The following is a 14,181-nucleotide window of genomic DNA, read 5'->3' as shown; positions in this document are numbered from 1 at the left end:
CAACGAACAGGTTAAGGTGGAAGAACGTATGAGTGCAGTGACCAATGGCGTAAAGGGCGCGTTCAGAATCGGGCAGACGGCGTCGGTGCTCGGCCGTACCGGGCTGAGTTGGCTAAGGGGTGATCGTCCCACTACGCCTCGGCTGTTGCGCCAGACGTTTGAATCCCTTGGGGCGACTTACATCAAGTTGGGCCAATTTATTGCGAGTTCTCCGACGTTCTTTCCCAAGGAGTATGTTGAAGAGTTTCAGTACTGCCTGGATAGAACACCCAACCTTCCTTTTGGCGTGATGAAGAAAATTATCCAGCAGGAGTTGGGCTGTCCGATTAGTGATGTGTACGAGTCTGTCGATCCGGTGCCACTGGCGTCGGCGTCCATTGCACAGGTGCATGCAGCACGGCTGAAAACCGGTGAGGATGTGGTTATCAAGGTTCAGAAGCCGGGCGTCGAAAACATCCTGCTAACCGACCTGAACTTCCTGTATCTGTCGGCCCGAATTCTTGAAACGATCGCGCCAAAATTGTCCTGGACCTCCTTGTCAGGGATTGTTGAGGAGATCCAGCGCACCATGATGGAGGAGTGTGACTTCATCAAGGAAGCGAACAATCTGAAGATTTTCCGGGAGTTTTTGCAGACTAGTCATAACGATGAAGCGACAGCGCCAAAGGTATACGAGCACTGCAGCACGCGTCGGATCCTCACGATGGAGCGGTTCCATGGGGTACCGTTAACGGATATGGAGAGCATTAGGGGTTATTCGAAAGACCCTGAGCGCACACTGATTACCGCCATGAACACCTGGTTTGCCAGCCTGACCCAGTGTGAATTTTTCCACGCGGATGTGCACGCCGGTAATCTGATGGTATTAACTGATGGCCGGGTCGGGTTCATCGATTTTGGCATTGTAGGCCGGATCAGACCGGATACCTGGCAAGCGGTGTCGGATTTCATTTCATCGGTCATGGTGGGTCACTTCGAGGGCATGGCAGATGCCATGATACGCATTGGCGTGACTCGTGAGGCCGTGAGCGCGGAAGCGCTTGCGGGTGATCTCAGACGGCTCTACCAGCAGATGGACAGGATGGTTCCCGATGAGACCCCTTATCAACCTGACCAAACTGAGGACGAGGTGAATAGTATCCTGATGGATATGGTGAAAATTGGTGAGAGTCACGGTCTTCACTTCCCCAGGGAATTCGCTTTGTTGCTCAAGCAGTTTTTGTACTTTGATCGATACGTCCACATTCTGGCGCCAGAAATGGACATGTTTATGGATGAACGACTCACGATGCTTCATTGACACCTATGCTATCCTCCCGGTGATTTGAGTCGGGCCTGTTTCAGGCCCAGCTTGCCAGACAAACATCACCCCCCTGCCTTGGACCGTTATTCCCTATGGCGCTTGTTAAGTTGCAGACGGAATTTTTTCGCAATCTCGACGGCGCGCCTGTGGCATTCTCTCCCTCTATGAATCTGTTGTTTGGTGAAAACGGCAGCGGTAAATCCAGCTTTCTTGAAGCTATTGGTTATCTTGGTCTGGGTCGTTCCTTTCGGGTGGGTCGTCATCAGGCGGTATGCACTCACAACCATGATCGGTTGACAGTGTTCGGTGGTCTTAATTCCGGCTTGGCAATCGGAGGAGATCGGCTGTCGAAAGGAGTGGGAAATATCGCCCATCGGCTTGGTATTTCGCGAGATATTGTCGCTAAAGAAACGAGGTTAAAAGTTGATGGTGAAGCCGTTCGGAGCTTGTCACAGCTAGCCCGCCACTTTCCAGTCTCGGTAATCGATCCTGGAGTCTTCGACATCGTTGCGGGCGGCCCGGGTAAGCGCAGACAATTTTTGGACTGGTCAGTGTTCCACGTGGAACCTTCTTTTTCGTCAGCGTGGCAACAGTGCCAAAGAGTCACATCGCAGCGGAATCAGATGCTCAGAAATGGTAGACTAGATGAAGCACTGATTCGCGTTTGGGATGCTCAATACGTAACCTTGGCCTATCAGGTGACCGAGGCTCGTCGAGAGGCCTTTCTCTTGTTCAAAACGGCGTTGGATGCACTTCTTGCAGAAGTGGTAACACCCTGGACAAATGGATTAAAACTGGATTTTTCCCCTGGGTGGGATACCAGTCAATCATTGGCTGATGTATTGATTCAGCATCGGGAGCAGGAACAGCGAATGGGGCATACGTTATATGGCCCCAACCGTGCCGATCTTCGAATGAAATTTCAGGGGCGGCCGGTTTCCGAAACGTTTTCACGTGGCCAGCAAAAAACCCTAGTGATATTGATGAAGATTGCCCAGGGGATGGTTTTGAACACCTTGGGCAAGCAGGTCACATTTCTGTTGGATGATATTAATGCGGAGTTGGATGGTGAGCATCGAGCCATGCTTGCTGAAAAACTTCGAGAACTGAGATGTCAGGTGTTTCTGACGTCGATAGAACAGCCGCAGCCACAGGCATTGTGGCGACATACCATGCCCGATTTCAAAATGTTCCACGTGGAACATGGCGGATTAACGGAAGTATAAAAGATCAGCGCTTTAGGAGCGTCCGAATGACAACGTCGAACTACAACTCCTCCAGTATCAAAGTCTTAAAAGGCCTCGATGCGGTTCGCAAGCGACCCGGTATGTACATCGGTGACACAGACGATGGTACCGGCCTTCACCACATGGTGTTCGAGCTGGTGGATAACTCTATTGACGAATCGCTTGCGGGACACTGCACCGAAATTGGCGTTGTTATCCACCCGGATGAGTCTGTAACAGTAAGAGATAACGGTCGAGGCATACCGGTAGATATTCACGAAGAGGAAGGTGTTTCGGCAGCCGAAGTGATCATGACCGTTCTTCACGCTGGCGGGAAATTCGACGACAACAGCTATAAGGTGTCCGGTGGCCTTCACGGCGTGGGTGTTTCCGTCGTAAACGCATTGTCTGAAAAGCTTAAGTTGACTATTCGCCGCGAAAATAAAGTCTACGAACAGCTCTATACTCACGGTGTTCCCGACAGTCCCCTGCATACGGTGGGTGATACCGATCGAAGCGGCACAGACGTGCATTTTATTCCATCCCCTGAAACCTTCACCCACATCGAGTTTCACTACGATATTCTTGCCAAACGTCTGAGAGAACTGGCCTTTCTGAATAGCGGGGTGCGTATCCGGCTTCAGGACGAGCGGTCAGGTAAGGAAGAAATCTTCCAGTACGAAGGTGGTTTAAGGGCGTTTGTTGAGCATCTCAACACCAACAAGACTCCGATAAACAGGGTTTTCCACTTTGTTAAAGAGCGAGAAGACGGTATTACAGTCGAAATCGCCATGCAGTGGAACGACGCGTTTCAGGAGAACCTGTATTGCTTTACCAACAACATTCCCCAGCGTGACGGCGGTACGCACCTGGCGGGCTTCCGGGCGGCCTTGACACGCTCGCTGAATAATTACATCGAAAATGAAGGCATTGGCAAGAAAGCCAAGGTTAATACCTCTGGTGACGATGCCCGTGAAGGTCTGACCGCTATTGTCAGTGTTAAAGTACCGGACCCTAAATTTTCGTCTCAAACCAAAGACAAACTGGTGTCTTCGGAGGTAAAAACGGCGGTTGAGCAAGAGCTGTATCAGTCCTTCGCCGATTTTCTCCAGGAACAGCCCAGCGAAGCAAAGCTGATCGTTAACAAGATGATCGACGCAGCGCGCGCCCGGGAAGCGGCTCGTAAGGCGCGGGACATGACCCGTCGTAAAGGCGCTCTGGACATTGCTGGCTTGCCGGGCAAACTGGCGGACTGCCAGGAAAAAGATCCGGCACTCTCTGAACTGTTCATTGTGGAGGGTGATTCTGCCGGTGGCAGTGCCAAACAGGGCCGCGACCGCAAGACCCAGGCTATCCTGCCCCTGAAAGGTAAAATCCTCAACGTCGAGAAAGCCCGCTTTGACAAAATGTTGTCATCGGTTGAAGTGGGTACTTTGATCACAGCACTCGGTTGCGGGATCGGCCGGGAAGAATTCAATCCGGACAAACTGCGCTATCATTCCATCATTATCATGACGGATGCGGACGTGGACGGCTCTCACATCCGCACGTTGCTGCTGACCTTCCTGTTCCGCCAGATGCGCGAGATTATCGAACGGGGCCACGTATTCATTGCGATGCCGCCGTTGTATAAAGTCAAACGCGGTAAACAGGAAGAGTATCTGAAAGATGAGAAAGCGAAGGAAGCCTATCTGACCCAGACAGCATTGGAAGGTGCCCAACTGTTTGTGAACCCGGAAGCGCCCGCCATTAAAGATTCAGCACTTGAGACCATGGTCAAGGATTATCAAGCTGTGATGGCGATGATTGATCGCCTGTCTCGTGCCTACCCGGCGAAAGTGCTGGTTCAGATGCTCGATAATGTGACCCTGAAGCGGGAAGATCTGAGTAGCGAAGAAGCGGTGACGCGTTGGGTTGCACGCCTGGGCGAGGGTCTGGAACTGGATACGCGTACCGGGACCAAGTATACCTTCTCGGTTGCAAAAGACACCGAGCGTAATCTTTATCTGCCTAAGGTGACGATTTACGTCCACGGTATTCCCCATACCCATACTTTCAACCATGACTTTTTTGAATCCTCCTCCTATGGCGCTATTGCCCGTATGGGTGAGACTCTGGACGGGTTGATTGAAGATGGCGCCTTTATACAGCGGGGCGAGCGAAAGCAGGCGGTGTTGTCCTTTGAAGGCGCCCTATCCTGGCTGATGAAGGAAGCTCAGCGCGGGCTGAACATCCAGCGCTATAAGGGTCTGGGAGAAATGAACCCTGACCAGCTTTGGGAAACCACAATGGATCCGGAAACCCGCCGGATGATGAAGGTGACCATCGAGGACGCGTTTGCAGCCGATCAGATCTTTACCACGCTGATGGGTGACGATGTTGAGCCGAGGCGAAAATTCATCCAGACCAACGCCTTGCAGGTCACCAATCTGGATATCTAACAGGTAGGATCGATTCAGCAAGGCATAAGAAAAAGGCGACCAATGGGTCGCCTTTTCTTTTATATTCAATAAGTTATATTTTATAGCCGGGAGTTTGATTTTACCATTTACTTCGAAGGCTCGTCAGAGCTGTTCGATGGCTGGGGCGATACCTGCTCTGACAGCACTTCATCCAGGGTGTAGCCCGTGAGCCGACGAATAGAGCGCCAGAGATAGTAGAAAATGGCGATCATCATGATCATTGATGGAATGGCGATCATCGGGTAGCTGACCAGCGTCATGCGGCCCAGCTCTTCGTTAAAAGCGGTGGTGCCGGATGGGCTGGTGACGATCCACTTTGCGAGTACGTAGTTCATAACCGACGAAAAGAAGAAGGTACCGCTAAAAAAGTAGCTGGCTTTCAACAGTCGCGCTTCAAAGACCTCTTCAGTACCCTTCTCTGCCAAGGTACGATGTATCTTATCGACATTGAGAATCGCGGGGTTATAGAGCAGGGTTTTGACCAGCGGGTATTTGGTGCAGGTGGAAACCAGCACCGCTATGCCGAGTAGCCCGGGAATGGCCGCTTCTTTTATAGCGAGCCATTTGGGATCCAGCGCCATAAGCCCGATACCACCGGTCAAGCCAACACTTACCAGCCCCAATACGGCTATAAAGTTGTATTTACGGTATTTGACCAGCTCAAACAGCCCCCACCCCAGCGGAAAAGCCAGTCCGATGATCAAGGCCATGACGGGACCGAGGTATTCATCACTGCTTAATTTCATAAGGATGACGGAAGGGACGACAATACTGACCAGCAAATCTACCCAGGGACGTGGTTTGTGGGTTGGATGGTCTTTGCTCGGGGAACTCATAAGGCAACCTGCAGTAGGTCCGTGGAAATGCTATGGCACGGACTGTGGTCTGGAAGCCCTAGTATACGATGAATGGTCAGGTTATCGAAGGAAGCCAGGCACTCAAATCAGCAAGGTTCTGTCGGAGCCCAGCAAGAACCGCAACTTCAGGGAAATACAAACCTCCAGAGGGGTTGTAAGGGTGTTAAAGGTGTTGAGATGTGAACTTGAAGGTCTTAAAAACAGGGGGAGATAACAGGATATCAGAAGAGAAAACTGGTCGGCGTGGCAGGATTCGAACCTGCGACCCCTTCGTCCCGAACGAAGTGCGCTACCAAGCTGCGCCACACGCCGATTAGGCCGCTATTATACTGATAACCGGGCTGAATGCCAGCCAGGCTATGGGTCTAGTCTGAGCGATTTAAAAGCAGATTATCGACCAGTGCTGACAGATCATCAAAGACAATCACGTTCTCTAGCGGCCGTTTTATTAAATGATGTTCTGTATCCCTGCCATTACCTGTCCGCACCAGATTAACCCGGCACCCGGCAGCAATACCGGCTTCCAGATCCTTCCGGCTGTCACCTACCATGAGACTGTCTGCCAGGGAATCGAGGCTGAGCGCCTTCTGGATCGCATACAGCAGGCCTGGTTTGGGTTTTCGGCAATCGCAACCGTCGTCCGGGTGATGGGGACAGAAAGCGATAAATGAAATGCTGCCGCCCTGAGTCTCGACCAACTGTTTGAGCTTCAGATGCATTGCATCCAGAGTGCCAACATCATAGTACTTACGCGCAATACCGGACTGATTAGTGGCAATAGCGACCTGGTAGCCCGCCTTGCAAAGACGAGCAATGGCCTCAATACTCCCCGGTAACGGGTGCCAGTCATCCGCTGAGCAGATGTAGTGGCCGTCATACGCATTAATGACCCCGTCCCGGTCCAGAATAATCAGCATGGTCTTGATCAGCTTGCCGCTGGCAACAATGATATGTCCGCCACGCGCAGGAATAGATTGCGGAGCTGGGTCAACAGCGCCAACCGATTGTTGCGCACGGCCTCGTCGTCTGCCATTACCATGACATCCTCAAAGAAACGGTCCACCGGTTGCCGCAGTGTCGCCAGAGAGGCCAGCGCGGCGCCGTAATCACCCTGCTCAAACAAGGGCAATACTCTGCTGGCCTGCTGCTCGACCATGTCGGCCAGAGCCTTCTCAGCATCGTCCTGAAGCAGACCTGGATTGACGGTATTAATGACCTGATCACCGCCCTGTTTCGTCAGAATGTTGGACACCCGCTTGTTGGCAGCAGCCAGAGCCTGGGACTCTGGCATCTGACGGAAGGCTTCCACAGCTCTTACGCGTTGGTCGAAGTCTAATGGCCGGGTCGGACGACGGGCATGTACAGCGAGGTAGACTTCAGCCCCAATGCCCTGCTCGTCGTAATGAGCCCGGAAGCGTTCCAGCATATAGTCCACCACTGCCGTGGCTGGAGCTTCGGTTGTCAGCTGCTGGAAATTCTCAGCCGCCCATTCGCAGCAGGTTTGTAAATCAAGTGGTAGATTACGCTCGATGATAATCCGCAATACGCCCAGAGAGGCCCGGCGTAGGGCAAAAGGATCACGGGTGCCCGACGGTGGCTGGCCGATGCCGAACAAGCCAACCAGCGAGTCCAGGCGGTCTGCAATGGCTACGGCGCAACCGGTCATAGTGGCTGGCAGTTGGTCACCGGCAAACCTCGGCATGTATTGCTCATTCAGGGCCTGGGCAACATCCTCATGCTCTTTGTCGTGCCGGGCATAATATTGCCCCATGATGCCCTGAAGGTCGGTGAATTCCAGCACCATCTCAGTCACCAGATCGGTCTTGGCGAGCATCGCTGCCCGCTCGGCCAGAGCGGGGTCGCTGCCTATGGCGCCTGCAATCTTGCTGGCGAGTGCAGCCACTCGCCGGGATTTATCGTAAAGACTGCCCAGTTTTTCCTGGAACACGATGGGCCTGAGTTGCTCGATGCGGTCTTCCAGGCGGGTCTTACGGTCGGTCTGGTAGAAAAATGCCGCGTCGGAAAGCCGAGGACGGATGACCTTTTCGTTACCGGCGATAACCTGGGCGGGGTCCTTGCTCTCCAGATTGGCGACTGTGATGAACAGCGGCAGCATCCGGCCCTGAGAGTCTACAACGTGAAAATACTTCTGATGTTCTTTCATCGAGGAGATCAGGGCTTCAGGAGGCACCTCCAGGAAGCGCTCTTCGAAATGGCCCAGTAGCGGCACCGGCCACTCGTTCAGTGCTGTCACTTCGTCCAGCAGGTCGTCATCAATAACCGCTTTACCCTGGCCCTGTTGCTCCGCTATCGCCTTAATACCGCGCTTGATTTTCTCCCGGCGCTCGGCAAAATCGGCAATAACCCAGCCTTCTTTCTTCAGCACGACTTCGTAGTCATTCGGGGTCGGGATAATCAATGATTTCGGGCAGTGGAAGCGGTGGCCACGGGTTTTGTTGACCGGCGCCAGACCCATGATCGGGCTGTCCACAATGGTGTTGCCAAATAACAATACTACCCAGTGCACTGGCCGCACGAACTCGGTCCGGTGGGCTCCCCAGCGCATACGCTTGGGAATAGGTAAGCCCGCGAGAGATTGCTCAATCAGCTCCGGCAGCAAGTCTACGGTTTGTTTGCCCTGCTCTATGGTTCGATAGATCACCCAGGCACCCTTGTCGGTTTCCAGGGTATCGAGCTGATCCGGGGTAACGCCCTGAGACGTTGCAAACCCGGTCAACGCCCGAGTCGGGTTGCCAGCATCGTCGAAAGCCGCTTTAACCGCTGGGCCACGCCGTTCGACGGCTTTGTCTGGCTGCGCATCGGCCAGGTCACGAATACGCACTGCGAGCCGGCGCGGCGCGCCGAAGGATTCCACCGCGCCATAGGTGATGCCTGCGGTGTCCAGGCCATTTACTATGCCTTGGGTAAACGCCTCTGAGAGGGTTTTCAGCGCCTTCGGGGGCAATTCTTCGGTGCCCAGCTCGACCAGAAAATCCTGTGTTGCCATGATTAAGCGTGTCCTTTTACGGCTTCGGGTTCAACGTCGGCCAGCAGTTCGGTGCGCAGGGCGTCCGGTGCCATCGGAAAGCCCAGGGCTTTGCGGCTGTTAAAATACGCCTGGGCGACAGCGCGAGCGAGTGTCCTGACCCGGAGAATAAAACGCTGACGCTCAGTAACCGAAATGGCGTGACGGGCATCCAGCATGTTGAAGGTGTGGGATGCCTTGAGCACCTGCTCATAAGCGGGCAGCGCCAGCCCTGCTTCGATCAGGCGTTTGCTTTCACGTTCGTGGACGTCAAAGCTGTGAAACAGAAAGTCCGTATCGGCCTGTTGAAAGTTATAGGTCGACATTTCGACTTCCTGCTGGTGGAACACATCGCCGTAGGTGACCACGCCGTCTGGGCCTTCTGTCCAGACCAGATCGTAGACGCTGTCGACCCCCTGCAAGTACATGGCTATCCGCTCGAGACCGTAGGTCAGCTCACCGGTAACCGGGTAGCACTCCAGGCCGCCTACCTGCTGAAAATAGGTAAACTGCGTGACCTCCATCCCGTTCAGCCAGATTTCCCAACCCAGGCCCCAGGCACCGAGCGTCGGGGATTCCCAGTTGTCCTCTACAAACCGGATATCATGGACTAGCGGATCAAGCCCCAGTGCTTTCAAAGAGTCCAGGTAAAGCTCCTGGATATTGTCCGGCGACGGCTTCAGAACTACCTGGAACTGGTAATAGTGCTGCAGCCGATTGGGATTTTCGCCGTAACGGCCATCGGTTGGTCGACGGCTGGGCTGGACATAGGCGGCATTCCAGGTTTCCGGCCCGATGGCACGGAGAAAGGTCGCAGGGTGAAAGGTACCGGCGCCCACTTCCATATCCAGTGGCTGGAGCACTACGCAGCCGTGCCGGGCCCAGAATTGTTGCAGGGCCAGAATCAGGCCCTGGAAGGTCTTGATGTCCGGGTTGCTAATAAACGTTGCCTTGTCTGTCACGACGATTGCCTGCTGAGCTGTCTGTATGTCGCGTGGCGATAATCCGGAGCCACGCATCGAAAGGCCGGTATTATACGCTGCTCAAAGACCTAATTCTAAGTAACCGCTGAAAAACTGCCCGACGGCTTTGAATTTGCTGAATGGCGGGGCCTCTTTTCATATTCAACGGCGCCAGAACGCGGGGGTCAGAAGCACCAACAGGGTGAAGACCTCAAGCCGGCCCAGCAACATGGCGAAACACAGTACCCACTTGGCGACGTCGTTGATATCACCGTAATGGTACGTCACGTCCCCCAACCCCGGTCCCAGGTTGTTGATGGCTGAGCCCACGGCCGTCCAGGCAGTGACCTGATCCAATCCGGTGGCCAGCAGAACCAACAGCATCAGCAAAAACATACCCATGTAGACTGAAAAGAACCCCCAGACCGCCTGCAATACCCGGTCCGATACCGGCCGATTTCCCAGCTTGACCAGAATGACAGCGTTTGGGTGCAGTAGACGTTTGATCTCCCGGGAACCTTGCCTGAAGATCAACAATATTCTTACCACCTTCATGCCGCCGCCCGTAGAGGCTGCGCAGCCTCCCATGAAAGCCATGACAAACAGTAAAAACGGCAGCATATGCGGCCATTGGGAAAAATCAGCGGTGGTAAAGCCGGTAGTCGTCGCTATGGAGACCACCTGAAACATGCCTTTGGTCAAAGCGGTGAACGGGTCCAGCGTGGCGGTAACAATCAGCACGCCAATGGTTATTACCACCACCAGCGCCAAGGCACCCACGTAAAACCGGAACTCCGGATCTTGCCAGTAAAGCAATGGGTTACGCTGCCGGAATGCCATAAAATGCAGAGCGTAGTTGGCCCCGCTAAGGAACATGAAGATAACGGCAATCATTTCCACAGCGGCGCTGTCGAAGTAGCCGATACTGGCGTCATGGGTAGAAAAACCGCCGATGGCAACGGTAGAAAAGCTGTGACAGATGGCATCAAACCAGGTCATTCCGGCTGCCCAATAGGCAAGAGCACAGATCGCTGTCAGAGCCACATAGATATACCAGAGCGCCTTGGCGGTCTCGGCTATTCGGGGTGTCAGCTTGTTGTCTTTAACCGGACCCGGTACCTCTGCCCGGTAGAGCTGCATACCCCCGATGCCCAGCATCGGCAAAATGGCGACCGCCAGTACGATGATCCCCATGCCGCCCAACCATTGCAGTTGCTGGCGATACCAGAGGATGGATTCCGGCAGGGAGTCGATGCCGGTGATGACTGTTGCACCGGTCGTGGTGAGGCCGGACACCGCCTCAAAAAAGGAGTCTATGTAGGTGTAAGGCGCGTTACTGCTGAGGTAAAACGGCAGCGACCCGGCGATACTCAAGACCACCCAGAACAGCGTGGTGATGAGGAATCCGTCCCGGACCCGAAGGTCTCCAGAGGTGGCACGGAACGGATACCAGACCAGTAGCCCGCTCAGGGCAACCATACCCATTGCGTTAAGGAAACGACTCCACTGACCATCGTCATAGAGTAAAGAAATGCCCAACGGCGGCAACATGGTGAGGCTGAAGAGCATCATCAATATGCCGAGCACTTTTGCGATCACTGGTAAACGCATGAATCAGGCAAATCCTGGTCAGAAGAAGGTAAGCCCCACCTGAAACAGCCGTTCCACGTCCCGTATCCGGGATTTATCCACGAGGAACAGAATCACGTGGTCATCGGGCTGTACACGGAGATGGTCGTGGGCAATCAATACTTCGTTGTGCCTTACTATGGCGCCGATGGTGGTGCCCTCGGGGAGCGGTATCTCATCCAGCCGCTTGCCCACCACTTTGGAAGATCGATGGTCACCATGGGCGATCGCTTCGATCGCTTCTGCTGCCCCTCTACGCAGTGAGTGAACGTTTACTACGTCGCCTTTTCGCACGTGCGTAAGCAGACTGCCGATGGTGGTTTGCTGAGGCGAAATGGCCACATCGATTTCCCCGCCCTGAATCAGGTCAACGTAATCCGGGTTGTTGATCAGGGTCAGTACCTTGCGGGCACCGAGACGTTTGGCCAGTAACGACGCCATGATGTTGGCCTCGTCATCGTTGGTGACCGCGCAGAACACATCGGTGCTTTCGATGTTCTCTTCCAGCAGGATATCCTTGTTGGCAGCGTTACCTTCCAGCACGATGGTCTTGCGCAAACTTTCCGAGAGCATCACACAGCGGTCGCGGTTGCGTTCGATCAACTTGACCTGGAACCGGCCTTCGAGACTGTGAGCGAGACGCTGGCCGATATTGCCGCCGCCACAAATGAAAATGCGTTTGTAAGGCTTTTCCGACGGCTGCAGTTCACTCATGACCGATCGGATGTGATCGGTACCGGCGATGAAGAACACTTCGTCACCGTCTTCAATGACGGTATCGCCCTGGGGAATGATCGGCCGATCCTTGCGGAAAATGGCCGCCACCCGGGTATCGGTCTTGGGCATGTGAGTGCGCAGGAAGGATAGCTCGTGACCTACCAGCGGCCCACCCTTGGTCGCTCGAATCGCCACCAGCCGCACCAGCCCCTTGGAAAACTCCAGTACCTGTAGAGCACCGGGGTATTCGATCAGGCGGGTAATGTGTTGCGTCACAACCTGCTCGGGGCTGATCAGCACATCGATGGGAAAGCCGGTCTCACCAAACAGTTCCTTGCGTGACAGGTAGGCGTTTGCCCGCACCCGGCTGATTTTGGTCGGTGTCTTGAACAGGGAATTGGCAACCTGGCAGGCGACCATGTTGACTTCGTCACTGCTGGTTACCGCAATCAGCATGTCAGCGTCTTCGGCGCCCGCCTGGCGAAGGACCGACGGGTAGGAACCTCTGCCTTGCACGGTTCGTATATCGAGACGATCCTGGAGTTCCCGCAACCGCAGACCATCACTATCAATAATAGTGATGTCGTTGGCTTCATTAGCAAGATTTTCGGCCAGTGTTCCGCCGACCTGGCCGGCGCCGAGAATGATGATTTTCATGTCGCAACTACCTGACTGGGTCGGAACATTGGGCTTCCCTTCACTCGTCGATGCGTTCCAGGCACGCGTAGAAAAAACCGTCGTGAGACCGGGCATTCGGTAACAGCTGGCGCCCGGCTGGAGTAGTAATACCCCAGGCGACGTCCGGCTCCAGCAGGCGGGCGGTCCTCTCCTGCTTCAGGAATCGCTGGATTATACGGTGATTCTCCTGCGGGAATACAGAGCAGGTCGCGTAAACCAGGCGTCCTCCAGGTTTCAGGGTTTTCCACAAGGAGGTCAGTAAGCCGGACTGAATTGCGGCCAGCGGAGTAATGTCGGCTTCCCGTCGCAGCAATTTGATGTCCGGGTGTCGTCTGATCACGCCACTGGCGCTGCAGGGAACATCGAGAAGAATGCGATCAAACGGTAACTGATCCCACCATTGATCCAGATTGGCAGCATCCGCTTCCATCAGTGTGGCTGAAAGCCCCAGTCGATCAAGGTTTTCCTGAACCCGTGGTAAACGTTCGGCAGACTGATCCAGAGCGATAACGTCTGCCAATTCCGGGCAGTGTTCGAGAATGGCGCAGGTTTTACCACCAGGCGCAGCGCAGGCGTCCAGAACCCGTTGGCCCGGAGCGAGATCGAGTAAAGTGGTGCAAAGCTGGGCGGCTTCATCCTGCACGCTAACGGCGCCGTCAGCAAAGCCGGGCAGTTTGTCAACACCACAGGGCGACGCCAGTTGGATCCCGTAGGGTGCATAGGGTGTCGCCTCGGCTTCAATGCCAGCGTCGGTAAGCCACTGCAGGTAATCGTCCCGGGTAATCTGACTGGCATTTACCCGAAGTGTCATCGGGGCCTGGGCATTGTTTGCCTCGAGAATAGCGGCCCAGGCCTCGGGCCAGTTGTGACGCAGTTTCTCAACCATCCATTCTGGATGGCTGTACTGAATGGTCGGTGTCACGGGCTCCGGCTCACCTTCCCTCTGGGCTGCGCGCAGCACCCCGTTCACCAGTCCGGTCAGGTGAGGTTTATCAAGAGCCCGGCAGGCTTCGACGGTTTCGTTCAGAATGGCATAGGTCGCCTGCTGACTGTGGCGCAGTTGGAACAGTGCCACCAGCATGAGGTGATGAACTACCCGGTCGGGTTTGCGAAGGGGTTTTTTCAGGCGTTGGTGGAGCTCTCCATCCAGCCGGTGAAACCAGCGGCAGGTGCCGTAGCAAAGGGCCTGGAGCTCTGGACGGTCAGTGGCAGGCAGACTGGCCAGTGCAGACGGCAGACATTGTGACAGCGATTGGCCATGCTCGACAGCGGCTATTACGTTGGCAGCTACGGCCCTTAAAGGAAGCGCGTCGACGACCATG

The 14,181-nt window shown here is 54.6% G+C and carries 10 protein-coding genes and 1 tRNA gene; 3 read left to right on the top strand and 8 right to left on the bottom strand.

Annotated elements, in window-relative coordinates; translation table 11 throughout:
* Positions 1–28: 28 nt before the first annotated feature.
* The 3 genes from WEB64_RS05080 to gyrB all read left to right on the top strand — a co-directional run bounded on the left by WEB64_RS05080 (position 29) and on the right by gyrB (position 4,970).
* Positions 29–1,300: an ABC1 kinase family protein gene (locus WEB64_RS05080; protein WP_368057683.1), complete on the top strand. Its 1,272-nt coding sequence runs from the start codon at positions 29–31 to the stop codon at positions 1,298–1,300.
* A gap of 95 nt (positions 1,301–1,395) precedes the next feature.
* Positions 1,396–2,529 (top strand): DNA replication/repair protein RecF, encoded by a 1,134-nt coding sequence (recF, locus tag WEB64_RS05075; protein WP_368057681.1) that lies wholly within the window; start codon positions 1,396–1,398, stop codon positions 2,527–2,529.
* A 26-nt stretch (positions 2,530–2,555) separates the two neighbouring features.
* Complete coding sequence (gene gyrB, locus WEB64_RS05070; RefSeq protein WP_368057679.1) at positions 2,556–4,970, top strand: DNA topoisomerase (ATP-hydrolyzing) subunit B; 2,415 nt, start codon at positions 2,556–2,558, stop codon at positions 4,968–4,970.
* A gap of 107 nt (positions 4,971–5,077) precedes the next feature.
* On the opposite strand, the gene WEB64_RS05065 is transcribed toward gyrB, so the two are convergent.
* The 8 genes from WEB64_RS05065 to rsmB all read right to left on the bottom strand — a co-directional run bounded on the left by WEB64_RS05065 (position 5,078) and on the right by rsmB (position 14,180).
* Positions 5,078–5,827: a VC0807 family protein gene (locus WEB64_RS05065; RefSeq protein WP_368057677.1), complete on the bottom strand. Its 750-nt coding sequence runs from the start codon at positions 5,825–5,827 to the stop codon at positions 5,078–5,080.
* Positions 5,828–6,083: 256 nt separating this feature from the next.
* Positions 6,084–6,160 (bottom strand) — tRNA-Pro (locus WEB64_RS05060).
* A gap of 53 nt (positions 6,161–6,213) precedes the next feature.
* Entirely contained in the window at positions 6,214–6,765 is a 552-nt protein-coding gene (gmhB, locus tag WEB64_RS05055; RefSeq protein WP_368057675.1) for a D-glycero-beta-D-manno-heptose 1,7-bisphosphate 7-phosphatase, read from the bottom strand.
* A gap of 8 nt (positions 6,766–6,773) precedes the next feature.
* Positions 6,774–8,855 carry a glycine--tRNA ligase subunit beta gene (glyS, locus tag WEB64_RS05050; protein ID WP_368057673.1) on the bottom strand — a complete coding sequence of 694 codons (2,082 nt, stop codon included), beginning with the start codon at positions 8,853–8,855 and terminating at the stop codon, positions 6,774–6,776.
* Between the two features lie 2 nt (positions 8,856–8,857).
* The gene (gene glyQ / locus WEB64_RS05045) at positions 8,858–9,835 is read right to left on the bottom strand and encodes a glycine--tRNA ligase subunit alpha (protein WP_368057671.1); all 978 of its coding nucleotides are present in this window, start codon (positions 9,833–9,835) and stop codon (positions 8,858–8,860) included.
* A 162-nt stretch (positions 9,836–9,997) separates the two neighbouring features.
* Positions 9,998–11,446, bottom strand: a complete 1,449-nt coding sequence (locus WEB64_RS05040; protein ID WP_368057669.1) for a TrkH family potassium uptake protein — start codon at positions 11,444–11,446, stop codon at positions 9,998–10,000.
* Positions 11,447–11,464: 18 nt separating this feature from the next.
* Positions 11,465–12,838, bottom strand: a complete 1,374-nt coding sequence (gene trkA, locus WEB64_RS05035) for a Trk system potassium transporter TrkA (protein ID WP_368057667.1) — start codon at positions 12,836–12,838, stop codon at positions 11,465–11,467.
* 40 nt (positions 12,839–12,878) lie between these two features.
* Positions 12,879–14,180: a 16S rRNA (cytosine(967)-C(5))-methyltransferase RsmB gene (gene rsmB / locus WEB64_RS05030; protein WP_368057737.1), complete on the bottom strand. Its 1,302-nt coding sequence runs from the start codon at positions 14,178–14,180 to the stop codon at positions 12,879–12,881.
* Position 14,181: the final 1 nt, after the last annotated feature.

Source organism: Marinobacter sp. (assembly GCF_040882185.1).
GTDB lineage: Bacteria > Pseudomonadota > Gammaproteobacteria > Pseudomonadales > Oleiphilaceae > Marinobacter.
Note: the sequence above shows the minus strand (reverse complement) of the source record. Positions and strands in the feature narration are given on the sequence as shown.